The organism is Roseibium sp. AS2, assembly GCF_038900065.1.
GTDB lineage: Bacteria > Pseudomonadota > Alphaproteobacteria > Rhizobiales > Stappiaceae > Roseibium.
Map to the genome: position 1 here is coordinate 38,335 of NZ_JBBMQN010000012.1, position 18,048 is coordinate 56,382.

Annotated in this window: 12 protein-coding genes and 1 tRNA gene; 8 read left to right on the forward strand and 5 right to left on the reverse strand. The window is 61.1% G+C overall.

Going from position 1 to position 18,048, the window contains the following annotated elements; all coding sequences use genetic code 11:
• The first annotated feature begins 51 nt into the window (after positions 1-51).
• Positions 52-3,348: an AsmA-like C-terminal domain-containing protein gene (locus WNZ15_RS25345; protein ID WP_342895838.1), complete on the forward strand. Its 3,297-nt coding sequence runs from the start codon at positions 52-54 to the stop codon at positions 3,346-3,348.
• 72 nt (positions 3,349-3,420) lie between these two features.
• On the opposite strand, the gene tyrS is transcribed toward WNZ15_RS25345, so the two are convergent.
• On the reverse strand, positions 3,421-4,674 hold the full coding sequence (gene tyrS / locus WNZ15_RS25350) for a tyrosine--tRNA ligase (RefSeq protein ID WP_342895839.1): 1,254 nt from the start codon (positions 4,672-4,674) through the stop codon (positions 3,421-3,423).
• Positions 4,675-4,798: 124 nt separating this feature from the next.
• Positions 4,799-5,017 carry a hypothetical protein gene (locus WNZ15_RS25355; protein ID WP_342895840.1) on the reverse strand — a complete coding sequence of 73 codons (219 nt, stop codon included), beginning with the start codon at positions 5,015-5,017 and terminating at the stop codon, positions 4,799-4,801.
• A 167-nt stretch (positions 5,018-5,184) separates the two neighbouring features.
• Here WNZ15_RS25355 and WNZ15_RS25360 point away from each other — a divergent pair, with 167 nt between their 5' ends.
• Together WNZ15_RS25360 and WNZ15_RS25365 are read left to right on the forward strand one after the other, a co-directional pair.
• Positions 5,185-5,457 (forward strand): tyrosyl-tRNA synthetase, encoded by a 273-nt coding sequence (locus tag WNZ15_RS25360; protein WP_342895841.1) that lies wholly within the window; start codon positions 5,185-5,187, stop codon positions 5,455-5,457.
• Between the two features lie 110 nt (positions 5,458-5,567).
• A complete protein-coding gene (locus WNZ15_RS25365; protein ID WP_342895842.1) occupies positions 5,568-6,608 on the forward strand; it encodes a P1 family peptidase in 1,041 nt (346 codons plus the stop codon).
• Positions 6,609-6,681: 73 nt separating this feature from the next.
• Here the strand turns inward: WNZ15_RS25365 and glnA are convergent, their stop codons facing one another.
• The gene (glnA, locus tag WNZ15_RS25370; RefSeq protein ID WP_342895843.1) at positions 6,682-8,091 is read right to left on the reverse strand and encodes a type I glutamate--ammonia ligase; all 1,410 of its coding nucleotides are present in this window, start codon (positions 8,089-8,091) and stop codon (positions 6,682-6,684) included.
• A 127-nt stretch (positions 8,092-8,218) separates the two neighbouring features.
• Positions 8,219-8,557 carry a P-II family nitrogen regulator gene (locus WNZ15_RS25375; RefSeq protein ID WP_094074571.1) on the reverse strand — a complete coding sequence of 113 codons (339 nt, stop codon included), beginning with the start codon at positions 8,555-8,557 and terminating at the stop codon, positions 8,219-8,221.
• A 539-nt stretch (positions 8,558-9,096) separates the two neighbouring features.
• On the opposite strand from WNZ15_RS25375, the gene WNZ15_RS25380 reads away from it, so the two are divergent.
• From WNZ15_RS25380 to WNZ15_RS25395, 4 genes are all read left to right on the forward strand, one after another.
• Complete coding sequence (locus WNZ15_RS25380; RefSeq protein WP_342895844.1) at positions 9,097-10,125, forward strand: sensor histidine kinase; 1,029 nt, start codon at positions 9,097-9,099, stop codon at positions 10,123-10,125.
• Between the two features lie 221 nt (positions 10,126-10,346).
• Positions 10,347-11,972: a CHASE domain-containing protein gene (locus tag WNZ15_RS25385; protein ID WP_342895845.1), complete on the forward strand. Its 1,626-nt coding sequence runs from the start codon at positions 10,347-10,349 to the stop codon at positions 11,970-11,972.
• 107 nt (positions 11,973-12,079) lie between these two features.
• On the forward strand, positions 12,080-13,615 hold the full coding sequence (locus WNZ15_RS25390) for an NAD(P)H-hydrate dehydratase (RefSeq protein ID WP_342895846.1): 1,536 nt from the start codon (positions 12,080-12,082) through the stop codon (positions 13,613-13,615).
• Between the two features lie 82 nt (positions 13,616-13,697).
• Positions 13,698-13,782, forward strand: a tRNA-Leu gene (locus tag WNZ15_RS25395).
• Between the two features lie 153 nt (positions 13,783-13,935).
• Here WNZ15_RS25395 and WNZ15_RS25400 read toward each other — a convergent pair.
• Positions 13,936-16,668 carry a hypothetical protein gene (locus tag WNZ15_RS25400; RefSeq protein WP_342895847.1) on the reverse strand — a complete coding sequence of 911 codons (2,733 nt, stop codon included), beginning with the start codon at positions 16,666-16,668 and terminating at the stop codon, positions 13,936-13,938.
• A gap of 5 nt (positions 16,669-16,673) precedes the next feature.
• Between WNZ15_RS25400 and tig the strand changes: the two genes are divergently transcribed.
• The gene (gene tig / locus WNZ15_RS25405) at positions 16,674-18,023 is read left to right on the forward strand and encodes a trigger factor (RefSeq protein WP_342895848.1); all 1,350 of its coding nucleotides are present in this window, start codon (positions 16,674-16,676) and stop codon (positions 18,021-18,023) included.
• The last annotated feature ends 25 nt before the right edge of the window (positions 18,024-18,048 follow it).

The following is an 18,048-nucleotide window of genomic DNA, read 5'->3' on the forward strand; positions in this document are numbered from 1 at the left end:
GTCCGTGGCAAACCAAAACGACTGTAATACGCACACGGACAGAACATTGGATTGACGTCTTTGCCAGAAAACGGCGGATCAGCAGAACCGGTTCGGGACCTGCCGCAAAAGCGCAAGAAGCGACGCTGGCGCCTCGTTGCGGCGGCGGTCGTGATTTGTCTGTTTGGCGGAGTGATCGCGCTGTTCGCCTCCGGACCTGTGCGCGTTCCGTTGCTGGGGAGCGTGCTCGCCTATCAGGGAACACGCGGTCCCGTGGACCTGTCGGTGGGATATGCAAGTCTGGACGTCACCGCGCCGGACGGGATCAATATCGTTCTGCGGGATGTTGAGGCCAGGATTGACGGTGCCTCGCCGGTGCGCATCAGCCTGCCGAGATTGACCGCGCCCATCAACCGCGATTCGCTGCTTGAAGGCGATGTCCATTTTACCTGGCTGGATCTCGAACAGCCGCATGTCGAAGTTGAGCTGAAAGCGGGGCCTGCAAAGGTGCCGGAAATGGAACCGCTCATGGAAGCGGTTGACCAGGTCAGTGACGTTATCGACGATCAGTTCGCCCGCCGCGGCTTGCGGTTCGTCCGGATCAGGGACGCTTCCGTCGAACTGGCCGGGGACAGCCCGCGGCACTTCGGCAAGATTGAAGCGGATATCTTCCGGGCGCGCAACCGGACCATTCGCGCCTATGCCAAGGTTGCGGGGGACGTTTCGACCTGGCGGATGGAACTGGCCCGCAGCGCGCCGGAAGGCGCGCGGCAGAAAAATATCGGCGTGGTGGTCAACGGCATCACCCTGGCCGAGCTTCTGGGATCAGACGCGAATGCTGTGCAGGGCAAGGGCCTGGGGCTGCCGGCCTCCGCAAAAATCGAAAGCCGGTTGACCGGGGAGGGTCAGTTCCTGTCCGCAAACGCGGTGGCACGTGTCCGCGACGGCTGGTTTCAGCTTGGCAAGACCATCGTCGCGTTTGACGACGCCGCGCTGTCTCTCCTGTTTCAGCAGGGACAGCGTGAGATCGAGATCACCCCATCGCATGTCATTCGCGGCAATACGCAAGTTTCGTTCACGGGGACGGTGACACCCGGTGCCGGCGATACTCCGGAGTGGACCATAAACCTGAATTCCAAAAACCCGCAATTCGGATCCAGTGACGTCCCCGAACTGCCGCACATGATGGACGATATCGAGGTGCGAGCGCGCTTCGATCCGCGCATCGGATTGCTGTCCGTCGACCGTTTTTTCGCCAAGTCGGGAAAAGCTGTCGCCCAAGGTGTGGCGACCGTACAGATCACGCCCGACGGGCCTTACCTGGCGATCGCCGCCGATGGTGCGCAAATACCGGTTGCCGTTGCCAAGCAGCTCTGGCCGATCACGCTTGTTCCGCCGGCGCGACGCTGGGTCAACGAGCGGATCAAGAGCGGCCTTATCGAGACGATATCCTACACGGGTGCGCTCCGTCCGCCGGCATTCGATCCCCGCGATCCGGAGGCCGGCTGGTCGGGTGACGACATGCGGCTGGACATGACCTTTTCCGGCAGTGCCGTGACCCCGGTCGGAGACGTCCCGCAAATCAGCGGCCTGTCCGGAACGCTGACCGTCGAGAACGAAGTCCTGACCGTTCGCGCCGGGGGCGGGACGGCGGAGGCCGTCTCGGGCGGTGCGGTGGCGGTTCCGGAAGGTGAATTCAGGATCCTCAATCTGCCTCAACGAGACGGCAAGATCGCGGAGGTTACCGCTCATCTGGAAGGCGCCGCGCTGGATCTGGGCTCGATGATGAACAGTGCACCCTTCAAGGTGCTGGAGCGGGCCGGCCTGAAGGCCGCGAAGGTCGAAGGTTCCGGCAATATCGTCATCGACGCGACGTTCCCGCTGGAAAATCAGATCGATCTGGAGTCGGTCGCCTGGCGGGCAACGGGCGAACTGAACGATTTCACCGATGGTGATCCGATCATGGGGCACACGGTGCGCGACGCGAATGTCTTGCTGGAAGCGGACCGGGATCAGGTGGCCATCACGGGCAAGGGAATCCTGGACGGCTTCCAGGCCGATATCGATCTGGTCGTGCCGCTTGGCGAATCCGGTGTCGCGGCCAGGCAGGATGTCGTGGTGAGCGTGACCGCGGCGCAATTGAAGGACAAGGGCGTCGACCTGACTGCCTTCCTCGACGGCGATATGACCCTCAGCGTTGCCAAGGCCGGCGACGAACAGGAGTTCGTTGTCGATCTGGAACGGACGGATGTGCACCTGCAGGCACTGGGCTGGCAGAAGGCCAAGGGGGTTCCGGCAACGGCGACCTTCAGGCTGCTGGAGACGGATGGCAAGCGCAAGATCCGGGAGTTCAAGCTCATCTCTGAAGGGGTTCATGTAGCCGGTCACATGAATCTGTCCGAGGCAGGCGATCTGGTCGACGCCACTTTCGGCACGTTCAAGCTGCGCCCGGGGGATGACATCGAGGTCGATATCGTGCGCGCCACCGACGGCCGTTTCGACATCATTTTTGTGGGCGCGGCGTTCGATGGGCGCGGCCTGATTCGCAGCATGCGCAGCCCCGGCGGAAGCCAGGGCGCGGGCGATTTTTCCGGTGGAACCCGGATCTCGGCGACCATCGACCGGGTCACCGGTTTCAACAGCCAGCATATAGAAAAGTTCTCCGGCAAGGTCGAAACCGGCGCCAAAGGGTTGAAGTCGGCGGATCTGAAAGGGCTTGTGAATGGCCGTTCGGATTTCGAGTTTGTTGTCGCCGAGCAGAACGCGGCCCAGTCAGCCAAGGGCAGATTTGCCAATACCGGCGCGACACTGCGCTTTCTCGACCTTTACGAGCGCATGCGCGGGGGCCGCGGCGAACTTGATGTCGCCATGGCAGACGAAGACAGCTGGGTGGGTGAGTTCAACGTGCGTTCGCTGCAGATTACCGAGGATCCCGCCATTCAGAGGATCCGGCAACAGAACCGCTCCAAGCTCGATCAGAACGGATCCGCGGCCCTCACCAACCAGGCTTCCGGCAGTGCCAGTTTCGATACGCTCGACATCAATTTCACCCGGGAAGGCGATTCATTGACGATCAGCCGGGGGGCCCTGCAGGGCAACGCACTCGGCGGGACCGTGAGTGGCACGGTAGACCTCGCAACGCAGACGTTGAGCCTGACTGGTACCTTTGTGCCGATCTATGCCCTCAACAATTTCTTCGCCAAGATTCCCCTGCTCGGGTTTGCGCTTGGTGGCGGATCCGGGGAGGGCTTGATCGGGGTGACCTACCGGCTGTCCGGTTCGGTCTCGGACCCGGTGCTGTCCGTCAATCCGATCTCGGCGATCGCACCGGGTATCTTCCGAAAGATGTTCGAGTTTCAGGCGAACTGAGTGAGCCGCCCCGGCTCAGGGCGAGGCTTGAAAAAAAACACCGTGCCAGGACAGAGCGGCATTTCCGGACCGTCAAACCGGTTTCAGCAAGACGTGTTTCTTCTTGCCGAGCGAGAGCTTGATGATCCCGTCTGCGGTCATGTCGTCTGCTGTCAGCTGCCGCTTGTCGTTCTGTTCGCTCTTGTCATTGATCCTGACGGCGCCGCCCTTGATGTTGCGGCGGACATCTCCGTTGGAAGCACACAGGCCGGCGGTGACGAATGCCGACAGCACACCGATGCCGGCCTCTAGTTCCTGTCCGGGGATTTCGACGGTGGGCAGGCCGGCAGCGGAGGCGCCTTCCTCGAAGGCCTTGCGGGCCGTTTCCGCCGCAGCTTCGGCCTTTTCGCGGCCATGGATCAGAGCGGTCGCTTCCGTGGCGAGAACCTTCTTCGCCTCGTTGACCTCGGACCCTTCCAGAGCCGCCAGACGGGCAATTTCGTCCAGGGGCAGGATCGTGAAGAGCTTCAGGAAGCGCTCGACGTCGGCGTCTTCCGTGTTGCGCCAGTACTGCCAGTAGTCATAGGCGGACAGCTGCTCCTCGTTGAGCCAGACGGCGCCCGAGGCGGTCTTGCCCATTTTCGCGCCGGAAGAGGTTGTCAGCAGCGGCGAGGTGAGGGCGAAGGCTTCGGTATCCTCGATGCGGCGCACGAGATCCGTGCCGGACAGGATGTTGCCCCACTGGTCGGAGCCGCCCATCTGAAGACGGCAGCCGGTGCGCCTGTATATCTCCAGAAAGTCGTAGCCCTGGAGCAGCATGTAGTTGAATTCCAGGAACGACAGATGCTGCTCGCGCTCGAGCCGCAGGCGGACGGAATCCCGTTGGATCATCTGGTTGACGGAGAAGTGCCGGCCGATCTCGCGCAGGAAATCGACGTAGTTCAGCTTCAGCAGCCAGTCCGCATTGTCCAGCATGATGGCTTCGGTCGGGCCGTCTCCGAAGGTAAGAAGCTTCTCGAAAACCTTGCGGATACCGGCCTTGTTGTCCTCGATCGCCGCGTCGGTCAGCATCTTGCGCGATTCGTCCTTGCCGGACGGGTCGCCGACCCGGGTCGTGCCGCCGCCCATGAGCGTGATCGGCCGGTGCCCGGTCTGCTGGAACCAGTGCAGCATCATGATCGGAACAAGAGAGCCTGCATGCAGGCTCGGCGCCGTGCAATCAAAACCGATATAGGCGGTGACCGTTTCCTTCGCGCAAAGCGCGTCCAGACCTTTGGGGTCGGATATCTGATGAATGAAACCGCGTTCCGAAAGAACGTTTAGAAAGTCCGACTTGAACGCGCTCATGCCTGCCTGTCCGTGAAATTGGCCGTGTGCACCATCCGGTGCCCGTTCCGACGTGCTCTAGCGCGTGCGGCATAACTTGTAAATTGCAGGGCCCGGAAAAACGGGACGGACAGGCTGTATCCGCTCAGTTTGCGCCTGATCCGGCATCGCGCACCTTGACGCAGATGAATTTCAGCTCGCTTTGTTCCCAGGCCAGCCGCATTCCGTCCGAAAGCGTGCGCGGGACCGCTTCGGCGAGGGCCGCCTCGCAATCGACTTCACCTTGAAACGTCCCCTGGTCCGTCACGGCCCAGACATTGGGCCCAGACAGAAGCTGAATGGAAACGGCCATGATCACCCACATGAAAACTCTCCGATTGTGCGAAATATGCGATCCTGTCGGATCTTCCTAACATGTTTTCGCAAATGTGCGCTGACGTGATTGCAGTCACATCCGCACGCGCGGTTCCGGTCTAAGGTCTCTTCATCAGCGGCGAGGAGCCCGCTGCAAGCCACAGGAAAGGACAAGACATGTTTCGCAAGTTTGCCATCGCCGCCGTCACCGTCGCCACCGTTGCAACAGCTGCCGTCAGCATGACGCCGAATGAAGCCCATGCCGGGAACCGCCGTGCCGGCGCAGTTGCCGCGGGTGCCATTTTCGGCCTCGCAGCCGGAGCCATCATCGCCGGCCAAGCCCGCCCGCGTTACGTCGCGCCGGTCCGTTGCACGATGCGTCCGGTGACCCGCTGGGATCCGTATTACGGCCGCCATGTCGTCGTCGCGCATCGGCGGGTCTGCTACTGAGCCAACCACAAATCGGAACGGGAATGGCCTCCTTCGGGAGGCTTTTTCGTTTGTGCCGCGGTCATTCCAGCCTATCAAGTCTGGTCACAGATTTTCAAACCCGGTGCCTCATGTCTGAACTGAAACTTTCTCCTTCCAGGTCGTTTGGCCTCGTCTGCGGGTCCCTTGAGACCGGCAGGACCAATTCCATTACGGATATCGAAGGACTTTCGATCGGTCATCTGACGGTGAATGCGGGCGATCTCAGAACCGGTTTTACCGCCATCGTGCCCCATCAGGGCAACCTCTTCCGCGAGAAACTTGTGGCGGCTGTCGAGGTGATCAACGGGTTCGGCAAGAGTGCAGGTCTCGTCCAGGTCGAGGAACTCGGTACCCTGGAAACGCCTGTTCTGTTGACCAACACGTTCGCAGTCGGCAACGGGGTCAATGCACTGATCCGCCGTGCGATTTCCGAAAATCCCGAAATCGGCCGCTCGACCGGCACGGTCAATCCGGTGGTGCTGGAATGCAATGACGGCTACCTGAGCGACATCCAGGCAATGGCGCTCGGCGAGGCGGAAGCCGACGCCGCGCTCAGCGCCGCGTCGAGCGATTGCGCACAGGGCAGCGTCGGCGCCGGCACCGGCATGAGCGCCTTCGGTTTCAAGGGCGGCATCGGTACGGCATCCCGTGTCCTTGAACTGGACGGTGGCCCGTTCACGCTCGGAGCGCTGGTGCTGGCCAATTTCGGCAAGCCCGGCGATCTTGTTCTGCCAGATGGACGCAGGCCACATCCGAAGGACAAGTATCCGGAGGAAGAACGCGGTTCGGTGATCGTCGTGCTGGCGACGGACGTTCCGCTGGAAAGCCGGCAACTGAAGCGGGTCGCGAAGCGGGCAGGGGCCGGTCTTGCCCGGCTCGGCGCCCATTACGGCAATGGCAGCGGCGATATTGCTCTGGCATTTTCGACAGCGCAGCGAATTTCACATTTTGAAGAGCGCGATTTCATCGTGCGCGATTGTCTGCGGGAGGGCCGGATCGATCTTCTGTTCCAGGCAGCGGCCGAAACGACACAGGAGGCGGTTCTGAACGCGATGATCTCGTCGCCGGCCATGCGGGGCCGGGGACGGAGCAAACGGCCGTCGCTGGCGGACTGGCTGCGGGCGAGATAGACCGCCCGCAGACAAGCCAATAAAAAAGCCCCGGCCGTCAGGCCGGGGCTTTCTTTTCCGAAAAGCGCGAGGCTTAGACGGAGTAGTACATGTCGAATTCGACCGGATGCGGGGTCATGTCGTAACGGTCGACTTCTTCCATCTTCAGTTCGATGTAGGCGTCGATCTGGTCGTCGTCGAAGACGCCACCGGCTTTCAGGAATTCACGATCCGCATCGACGGCTTCCAGGGCTTCACGAAGCGAGCCGCAGACGGTCGGAATCTCGGAGAGCTCTTCCGGCGGAAGGTCGTAGAGGTTCTTGTCCATGGCGTCGCCCGGATGGATCTTGTTCTTGATTCCGTCAAGGCCGGCCATCAGCAGTGCGGAGAAGCACAGATACGGGTTCGCGGTCGGATCCGGGAAGCGGACTTCAACACGCTTGGCTTTCGGCGACGCCGTGAAGGGAATACGGCAGGACGCGGAGCGGTTGCGCGAGGAGTAGGCCAGAAGAACCGGCGCCTCGTAGCCCGGGACCAGACGCTTGTAGGAGTTGGTCGACGGGTTGGTGAAGGCGTTCAGGGCCTTGGCATGCTTCAGAATTCCGCCGATGAAGTACAGGCAGGATTCGGACAGGTCGGCATACTGGTTGCCGGCGAAACTCGGCTCGCCGTTGTTCCAGATGGACAGGTGGCAGTGCATGCCGGTGCCGTTGTCGCCGAAGACCGGCTTGGGCATGAAGGTCGAGGTCTTGCCGTAGGCATGAGCGACCTGATGCACGACGTACTTGTAGACCTGCATGTTGTCGGCACACCGGGTCAGGTGGTCGAATTTCATGCCGAGTTCGTGCTGGGCAGCCGCCACTTCGTGGTGGTGCTTTTCGGTCGGAACGCCCATTTCGCCCATGACGGACAGCATTTCGGAACGGATGTCCTGCGCGCTGTCGACCGGCGGGACCGGGAAGTAACCGCCCTTTGTGCGCGGACGGTGGCCGAGGTTGCCGGTCTCGTATTCGGAGCCCATGTTGGACGGCAGTTCGGAGCTGTCCAGGATGAAGCCGGTGTTGTACGGGTCCGCGTTGAAACGGACATCGTCGAACATGAAGAACTCGGCTTCCGGGCCGACGAAGATCGTGTCGCCGAAACCGCCGGACTTGACGTAGGCTTCTGCCTTTTTCGCGGTCATGCGCGGATCGCGGTTGTAGCCTTCACCGGTGACCGGATCGACGATGTCGCAGAAGATCGCCATGGTGGACTGGGCGAAGAACGGGTCCATGTGAGCGGATTCCGGATCCAGGATCAGCATCATGTCGGACTCGTTGATGGCCTTCCAGCCGGCGATTGACGAGCCGTCGAAGGCCACGCCTTCAGCAAACATGTCTTCGTCGACAAGAGCGACGTCCATGGTGACGTGCTGCATCTTGCCCTTCGGGTCGGTAAAGCGCAGATCGACGAATTTCACGTCTTTTTCCTGGATCTCCTTCAGGACCTCAGCGGCAGTGGTCATAGTATCCATCCCTTTGATTTTTCGTGTGAACGGTTGGGTTTGGTTCCGGTCAGGCAGACTGTCCCAAGATTTGGCTCTCGGACGCCGGACCGGAATCTGGAATACCGGCGGGTGCCGGAATGGTGGGTCAGATAGCGTCGATGCCGGACTCGCCCGTCCGGATTCGAACCGCTTCCTCAATGTTGGAAACGAAAATCTTGCCGTCGCCGATGCGGCCGGTCTGGGCGGCGGAGCGGATGGCTTCCACGGCCTTTTCGACCATGTCGTCGCCCAGGACGATCTCGACCTTCACCTTCGGTAGAAAGTCGACGACGTATTCGGCGCCCCGGTAAAGCTCCGTATGTCCCTTCTGTCGGCCGAAGCCCTTGGCTTCCGTCACCGTGATGCCCTGGAGGCCAACCTCTTGCAGGGCTTCCTTGACCTCATCCAGTTTGAAGGGTTTGATGATCGCTTCGATCTTTTTCATCACCTTGTGTCTCTCTCCACTAAACAGGCCAGGTAGTCGGCAGGACCTTTTCCGGACATGCGGGACAAATCAATCCGCCGGGCCCGGACGGGACCGTTGCACCCAATAAAGCACGATGTGTGCCAATCGGAGGGCACCTCCTTGAAAAATCTGCGGATCCGGGATTTCCGCCACTAAAAGCGGCAAACTCGCCCCATGACGTCAGCAGAGGCTCGGGTGAAGGCGTATCAGAAGACCAATAAATATGCAAAGCGCCTAATTAATGTGCTGAATTGAAAATGATCCGGTCGTCCGGCTGAGGGGGAAGTGCGCGCCAGACACAAGGCCCGTGCCGGAAAAAGGTCGCTCCGGACATCTGGCGGGTCGCTTCGTCAGGGGGAGCCGGCCCGGAACCTTTCCGGAACCTTTTCGGGGACTGTCCGTTGACAGCCCGGTCTCCTGCGCATTTGCCGGCGGACAGAAAAAATATCTCGCATCGGACGCATGGAAGGCCTATCGATTTTCCCATATCCGGATGTATCGATTGTGTGGGGATCAAAGTGCGCAGGCTAACTTGGCACAACGCCAGCCAGTCTGATCATCAGCTTCGCGAATATCTCATTCTCGCCCTGCTGCGATCGCGCGCCTGCGTGATGTTGCAAGATGATCAGCTGAACTACCTCTATATCGCAAATCTTCCTTCGATCTGGAGGGTCGCCAACGGCGAGACACCGGCGGACGAGACCGTGTTCGGCACATCGCTCGGTGCGCGGCTGACCGATGCCAAGAAAACATCCCTGGCGAGTGGAAAGCCGGTCAAGCTCGAGGCGACCGCAGGGAAGAACCGGGTATTCGAGATGCATGTCGAAACCGTACCGGCGCTGGACAAGAGCCTGCAGGTACTGACGACCATCGTCGACATCACGGAGACGCGCCGGCGGGAGCAGATCCTCAAGGACCTCCTGCTGGAAGTCAGTCACCGGTCCAAGAACCTTCTGGCTGTGATACAGGGGCTCGCGACGCAATCCGCCAGGTATTCCACGTCGACCGAAGACTTTCTGTCGGAATTCCGGGGGCGTATATTCTCTCTGTCAAATGCGCAGGATCTCGTCACGGAGGCCGACTGGTTCGGTGTCCGGGTCCGTGAACTGGCACAGGCGCAGAGCGCGCTTCCTCACGCCGGCGGCAAGACCGAAGTCGCGTTTTCGGGAGGCAACGAGATGCTGACGCCGAATGCGGCCCTTTACATGGGGCTCGGATTTCATGAGCTGCTGTTGCGGTCAAGGCGCCGAAATCCCTTGTCCGGAGCCCAGAAGATCCACTTGTCCTGCCGGACCCGCCGTGGCGACGATGGCGACGAACTGGTGGTCACCTGGCTCGCGGATGGTGAGCATTCCGCTTTTGCCGGGCAGGTGAACCATGAGGAAAAGCGCGCCGAGTTTTCCAGCCTGCTGCTCGAGCAGATTGTGCCCCAGTCCCTGAACGGTCATGCGGAATTCGCCGCGACGGCATCCGGAGAGGAATACAGACTGGTGTTTCCGAGCGCCGACTATAACGTCAGGCAGCGCTCCTTCGAGACCCTGGACTGACGTGTGCGGTTCAAGCCTGTCCTTCCGGCGAGCCGGCACCTGGCCAATCTTGACCCGGACTGTTCAAGGTGCCTTCGGGGAATGTGTCACCGGATCGCCATGAAAAGTCTTCAGGAGTTTATAAACGCCTGTTCTGCTTGCTGGAAACGTGATTTCTGTTGTCAGCAAACGGGGAACTCTCTACCCCTGCGATGTTCGCCATTCTGATAGGACCTGCGGGTATGAAGAAGCACATCCCACTTCTCGTGTTTGTGGCAAGCGCTGCGATTGGACTGGCCCTTACCTACGTCATTCTGGAGTCCGAGCGGACCTCGCAGCGGCAGGCATTCGAAATCCTTGCCGACGATGCGGTGGACCGTATCCGGGACCGGACCGAGCAGAATTTTTCGCTCATTGTCGCGACGCATTCGTTTCTCGGTGCCGACGGCGCGGAAATCACCCGGAGCAAGTTTCAGAGCTTTGCCCTCGGCCTGTTCCTGAAGGGGAAACTGTCGGGCATGCAGGGGATCGGGTTCGCCCGGCTGATAAAGTCCGGCAACGAAGACGTGGCGGTTCGCGAACTGCGCCGGAACTACGATCTCGAGCGTCCGGTCTGGCCCCGGGAGGGGCAGGACCACCGGACGCCGATCGTTCTGCTGGAACCCCTCGACGTTCGCAACAAGGCCGCTCTGGGCTATGACATGTTCAGCGACGCGGTTCGCCGCACGGCCATGCTCACTTCCGCCGACACTCTCAACGTGAGTGCGTCCGCACCGGTCATGCTGGTCCAGGAGATCACCGAGGAAAAGCAAACCGGTTTTCTGGCTTATTTGCCGCTGAGCGCGGCCGGCGGTCGATCGGGCGAAACCTTCAACGGAGAGGATTTCATCGACGGTTTCGTCTACGCGCCGTTCCGGGCCGGAGATTTGCACTCGGCCGCACTGACATTGCCGACGCCGGTTCCGGTCCTGGTGCGCACCGTGGATGTCACGGACACCGCGCCGGAGCTGCTGTTTGAATCGGAGGCGTTTTCCGACAAGGCCGGGGAAGCGGCCTACCTGGTGACCAGGCAGATCGATGTCGGCGGCCGGGCGTGGGAAATCTCCGTTATCGACGCCGTGCCGCGGCAGAACGGTTTCGCCTACTGGCGCACTTTCATGCTCGGCGCCGTCTCGCTGCTCTTTTCCGCGGCACTGGCTGTCTCCGTCCGCTCAAGGCTGAAGGCCAGGGAAGCGAACCGGCGGTTGAAGGAGATGTCGGAGAAAACGATCCAGGAGAAGGATCTGATGCTTCAGGAAATGAAGCACCGGATCAAGAATTCGATTGCGCGCATCCTGGCCATTGCCCGCCAGACCGCCGGGGCATCACAGGATCTGGAGGCGTTCAGCGAATCCTTCGGGGCCCGTCTGCAGGCAATGGCCAACGCACAGGACCTGCTGACACGCTCACATTGGGCGAAAGCCGATCTCAGGGCGTTGCTGCTGCAGGAACTCCAGCAGGTGTTCGGCGACGGCGCCGGCAACGTCAGGCTGGAGGGTCCGGCCGTGCAGCTCGATGAAACCGGGACGCATGCGCTGGGGCTCGTGTTTCATGAATTGGCGACCAATGCGATGAAATATTCGGAAGTCTTCAATGATGGCGGCTGCTTCGAGGTCACCTGGAGAACCGAGGTCGGTCCGGATGGTGCGCGGCTGGAACTGGACTGGCGGGAAGAAACGGGCAGGGAAGTCGCCGCGCCGCAGACTTTCGGCTTCGGAAGCCGTCTCATCGAGGCTCTGATCGGTGGTGAAATGAGTGGCAGGTTCGACAGGCAGTTCAACGCCAGTGGCGTGGCCGTCAGCATTTCGGTTCCGCTGAAACGGGCCTGACGACAGATCCGGCCAATTGGAAGATCCGGCCACACGGACTGGGCCTCGTTCCGGGCGAGGCGTGCCAAAATGGTGAAGCCCATGATTGCAAAGGGAAATTTGCGCAGATGACCCCAAACTTTCGTCGCCACGCCGCAGCTCTCCTGTCCCCGGTGGAAATGGCGTCGGCGGACCGGTGGACCATCGAGGGAGGCGTCTCCGGGATTGACCTGATGGAAAACGCAGGCCAGGCGGTCGCGCGGGCCGCTGCCGGGCTGGTGTCTCCCGGCGCCCGCATTCTGGTGCTGTGCGGCCCGGGCAACAACGGCGGCGACGGCTTCATCGCCGCGCGATGCCTGAAGGCATCCGGTCACGACATCGACCTGCGACTGCTCGCGTCACCGGACAGCCTGAAGGGCGATGCGCGGGAGGCCTTCCGGCGCATGGGCCTGCCGCACGATAGCCTGTTGGTGAACGGCCGGATTGCGGAGGATCTTGCCGCGGCGGTGAATCGGGCGGACCTGATCGTCGACGCCCTGTTCGGTGCCGGTCTCGACAGGCCGCTGGAGGGGTCACTCGCGGACATCGTTATCGCCGTCAAAGCGTCCGGCAGGCCTGTTGTTGCCGTCGACCTGCCGTCGGGAGTGAACGGGGCGGACGGCTCGGCTGCGGGGCAGGCGATCAAGGCGACGACGAGCGTCACCTTCTTCCGCGAAAAGCCCGGTCACCTGCTTTATCCGGGCAGGGCGCTTGGCGGCGCGATCGCCGTGGCCGATATCGGAATCAAGGCCGAGGTCCTTGATAAGATAGCCCCGGCAACCTTCGTCAACGTGCCGGCGCTGTGGCTGGATGCGTGGCCGCAAGCCGACCCGTGCGGGCACAAGTATTCCAGGGGACATGCGCTTGTGTTCGGCGGGCCTGTTTCGGCCACCGGTGCCGCGCGCCTGTCCGCCGGCGCCGCGCTGAGGGCAGGCGCCGGGCTGGTGACGCTGGCCTCGCCGCCGGGCGCGCTGATGGTCAATGCCAGCCACCTGACCGCGGTGATGCTGAAAAAGGTCGCCGACGTGGACGCCATTTCGGGGATGCTGGATGACCGGCGGTTCAACGCGGTGCTGATCGGGCCGGGCTACGGCGTCGGAGAGGCGGCCCGCGCCGCCGTCGCGGCTCTCCTGAAGGCCGGTCGGGCGGCGGTGCTGGACGCGGACGCGTTGACCAGCTTTTCCGAGGACCCAGCGGCGCTGTTCGCCCTGGTGGCGAACGGTTCGGGATCGACGGTTCTGACGCCGCATGAAGGCGAATTCGCCCGTCTGTTTCCCGATCTTACCGGCGGCAAGCTCGCGCGTGCCCGCGCGGCCGCCGAAAGGTCCGGGGCAATCGTTGTTCTCAAGGGCGCCGATACGGTCATTGCGGCTCCGGACGGGCGCGCCGCGATCAACCGCAATGCCCCGCCCTGGCTGGCGACCGCAGGATCGGGCGACGTGCTTGCCGGCATCGTGGCCGGCCTTCTGGCCCAGAGCGTTCCTGCATTCGAGGCCGCCTGCCAGTCGGTCTGGCTGCATGGCGAGGCTGGCCGGCACGCCGGGCCGGGCCTGACGGCGGAGGATCTTGCCCCCGCATTGAAACCCGCGATCCGGGCGCTTGTGGAGAGATCCGGACCAGCCTGAGGGAGGGCTGGTTTTTCCTTTGACGGAAAAAACAGCAGTGCTATTAAGGCCCCGCTTCAATCACGGGCGCGTGCCTGATGATGCGGATGTGGTGAAATTGGTAGACACGCCAGATTTAGGTTCTGGTGCCGCAAGGCGTGGGGGTTCAAGTCCCTCCATCCGCACCATTTTATTGGCGCTACCGCCCTTCGGGCAGCTTGAGCGCGGTTCTGGATCGCTCCTCTCACCTGCGCCATGCATTCTGCGCTATCGGCACGAAAGGCCCAGGTGTCCTCTGCCGTGCCGATGAGATCCGGATTTCTGAAGAAACCCTGCCAACGCTAGCCGCGCTCGGATTCAAAGCCGTGTGTCCACGGTGCCCACCAGGGCAGCAAGGTGAGTTCCAATACCGTGGCGACGGCGGGTTTGTCTGGTTGCGAATCCGGCAGTGTGACGGTGATGTCGGAACTGTAGCCGCCATTGTCATCATAAGCGAAGGCGTAGCCCTTGCCGTCGACTGTTGGAGGCGGGTACGCGCTGGCGGGGTTGCCGATGTGGAAGAAGGCGGCATAGGCGTTCCACCCGCCGACAGGCGCGTTGGCGGTATCGACCGGATAGAAGGTCGAGAATGTCAGGATACTCGTGTTGATGCCCTGCGGAAGCGCTTGCGGAGAGTAGATGACAATTGAATCCGGCTGACTGGCATCGGCCTGATAGACGTAGGTTGGATTGCTCAGGCCGATTGAGCTTATGGTCATGCCGGTGGTCGGCTTCTTGGCAGAAACCGCACCGGTCAATCCGCTGGAAAATTTGCTGCCTGGTCCCAGGTCGCCGGTCGCAAACGTGTATGTTTTTGTCTGGTCATACGGGGTGAACAGGCGCAGCGTCGCGTAATGCGCTTCCTCTGTCTTCTGCCCGCTGTCGAAAGTGAACCTGACTTGCGGAGGGTTTGAACCGTTCAGATCAACCGCACTTTCCCAGACGAACTGGATCGCATTGACCTGGCCATCCCCGCCGAAGCCGAAGTTTGCGCTGTCGACCTTGTTTGCCGCAGAGGCAACGGCCGTCAGCGTGAAGGACGTGGTGACGTTGCTCCGGTCGGCCTTGAAGGTCTGAATTTCAACGTATTCGGCCTTGGTCTTGTCGTAGAAGTGGATTGTTCCGGAGAGGCTGGTCCAGACAGGGGCCTGCCCGGGCCCAGGCTGCAAGCTTGCCGGATGGTAGGAAATCTGTGCGCCGGCCAAAGTTCCCTGCAGCGGATCGGTCGTCTTTGTCTGTGTCTTCGCCAGGTCGACGAAAATAAGGTCGTAGTTGGTGTTTGAGCCGGTGCGCGGATGCAGGTTCACCGGGTGACATGTGTTGCCGGTGTCCGGGGCGACGCCACGGTTGAGCATTGTCGCAAGCTGGTTCTCGAGATTTCCAAGCATGACCGGGTCGAAATTTGCCGGCATCTCTGCCTTGGTTTGATAGTAGGCGTTCTGAGAACTGTTGTCGGCGAAACAGCCACTTGCGCCGAAAACCATGCGGCCGGCCGAAGTGATCGGCAGGTTGTATTCGGTGGATGCCTTCGGAAAACCGCCGAACCAGAAGGGCGCCTTGGAAGCAGAGGTCAGGGCCGTATTGAAGGTGTTGCTGTCGTTGTCACTGAAATACGGATAGTAAATCTGATAGACCGCCTTGCCGCCGGAGCCGACCGGGCTCAAGGTGGAATCACTGCCCAGGTATTCGTAACCCGTACCGGTGAACTGGAAGACCGTGTAGGTCGTCCTGGTGCCCGTGTTGTCTTCCATTTCGAAGTCTGTGATCACTGTTCCGGCGAAAATCTCGAAGCCATTGTTTCCGTTGCCGGTCAGGTAGAGCGTTTGTCCACCCCCGCCGGTGCTGGAACAATAGCGATTGAACAGTCTGTAGAGCGCCTCGTCGAATGCGGCACGCAGGCCGGCGGCCGACTGGTCCCCGGAAGCGGCGTCGATGACATGCTGCGGTGCGAGCAGACGCTGCACGGCCGGCGCAGCGGCGGGCGCGACGCCTTGATAGGCCGTGAACGGTGAAGTCGAGCCTGAGCAATAATTCTTGAAAGCGCCGATGATGCCGCCATCGACCGCGCTTGTCGAACCTTCGTAGCCTTCGCGAGTCAGATTCTGCACGATACCGGTGCCGTTTGCGAAATCAGGCACCGCCGGGTCGACCTGCAGGTAGATCGGCATGCCGAACTGGTCGACCTGCGTCGTGTCAAGATTGAGTTGGTTGGTCGTGCTGTCGACGGTGAACTCGATGAAATCGAAGTCAAACCCGGCGTCCGGACTGATGCCGCCGGGCGCGCCGGATGAATATGGCACCGCGTCGGCCTCGGCCGCGAAGTAGAGCCGGCCGCCGGTGAATTCAATCGGGGAGCCGTCGAAGACCTGCACGTAAAATCCAAGGCTGTCTTCAATCTGGTTGATCAGGTCCGACAGCGGGATGGAAGCCACGGTGCCGCCGGTCGGGGTATCGGTTGTCGCCAGATAGACCTTTTTGTTATTGGAGTTCTTGTGCTTGATGAACTTATAGGCCCGGGCCTGGCTCACCAGGGAAAGAAAGAGCTTTGAGTTTTCCAGGCCCCCGCCAGACTTTGCCGTATTGTTGGTGATCGAAACTGCGAAATAGTTGGCCGTCGGAAGGGAGGGGGTGGAGTCATTGCTCATGTTGCTGGCGCTCCTTGAGGGCATCACTGGCTGGTGTGGACACCGGCCTGTGCTGCCGATGCTGTTTCGCAACTTGATCCTGTAATTTCTATCAAGGGTTCTCTTTTTGGTCGCAAGACAATAAATTTCTCTTAATAAGGGTAATTCCGATTCCAGCCGGCCGATTCCGGGGTTGGATCTGTCCGCGAGCGCGCCACAATCGGGGGCTCTCCCCTTGACACTTTCCACCCCAGCCTTTATCGCGCTCCCATCGTGCGTCCCGGACTCCGTTCGGGGCGAGGCATCGCCGTTTGGACGCTTCCGGAAAAAGGGAGGCGCGGGCAATGCGGCACACGGAATCAAATAACGAAACCTCCGGGGCGGACTGCCGCTCGGGATCGAGGACGACAAAACCCATGCAGGTAACCGAAACCCTCTCCGAAGGCCTCAAGCGCGAGCTGAAAATCGACATTCCGGCTGGCGATCTCGCCACCAAGCTCGACGACTACATGGCCGACATGAAATCCAAGGCCAACATCAAGGGCTTCCGTCCGGGCAAGGTTCCGCTCGGCCATCTGAAAAAGATGTATGGCCGTCAGGCCATGGCCGAAATCCTGTCGAATACCATCCAGGAAACCACCCAGAAGGCCGTCGAGGAGCGCTCCGAGCGCCCGGCTCTGACCCCGGAGATCGATCTGCCGGAAGATGATGCCGAGAAGATCCTGGCCGGCGACGCCGACCTGTCCTTCAAGATGACCTACGATGTTCTGCCCGAGTTCGAGATCGTCGATTTCTCCGGAATCGAAATCGAGCGTCCGGTCGTCGAGATCGCCGAAGAGGAAGTCACCGACCAGGTTGCCGAGATCGCCAAGAACAACACACCGTTCGACGCCAAGAAGGGTGCCGCCAAAGATGGTGACCGCGTGACCATGTCCTATCTGGGCAAGATCGACGGCGAGCCGTTCGAAGGCGGGGCAGACGAGAACGGCCAGCTCGTTCTGGGATCCGGCCAGTTCATTCCGGGCTTCGAAGAGCAGCTCATCGGCGTCAAGGCCGGCGACGAGAAAGTTGTCGAGGTGTCCTTCCCCGAGGACTATCCGGCAGAACATCTTGCCGGCAAGTCCGCCGCCTTCGACGTGACCGTCAAGGAAGTTGCCGCGCCGGGCGAAGCCAAGATCGACGACGAGTTTGCCAAGGGCCTCGGCCTTGAGTCGCTCGACAAGCTGAAGGAAATCGTTCGTGGCCAGATCGAGGGCCAGTTCGGTCAGATGACCCGCCAGCGGGTCAAGCGCCAGCTTCTGGACAAGCTCGACGAGCATTATTCCTTCGAACTGCCGTCCAAGCTGCTCGAGTCCGAATTCGACATCGTCTGGAAACAGGTCGAAGAAGACATGAAGCGCAACGAAAAGACCTTCGAGGACGAAGACACCACGGAAGAAGAGGCGAAGGCGGAATACCGCAAGATCGCCGAGCGCCGTGTCCGTCTCGGTCTCGTGCTTTCCGAAATCGGCGAGAAGAACAACATCCAGGTGACCGACGAGGAAATTCAGCGGGCGCTGTATGACCGCGTCCGCCAGTTCCCGGGCCAGGAACAGCAGGTGTTCGAATTCTACAAGAACAACCAGCAGGCCCTGGCGAGCCTGCGCGCGCCGATCTACGAGGAAAAAGTCATCGACTTCATGCTGGAACTCGCCAAGGTGACCGACAAGACGGTGACCAAGGAAGAGCTGGAGAAGCTCGTGGCCGAGGACGAGGACGACGCGTAAGCGACTTTGTCCCTGTAATCCCCAG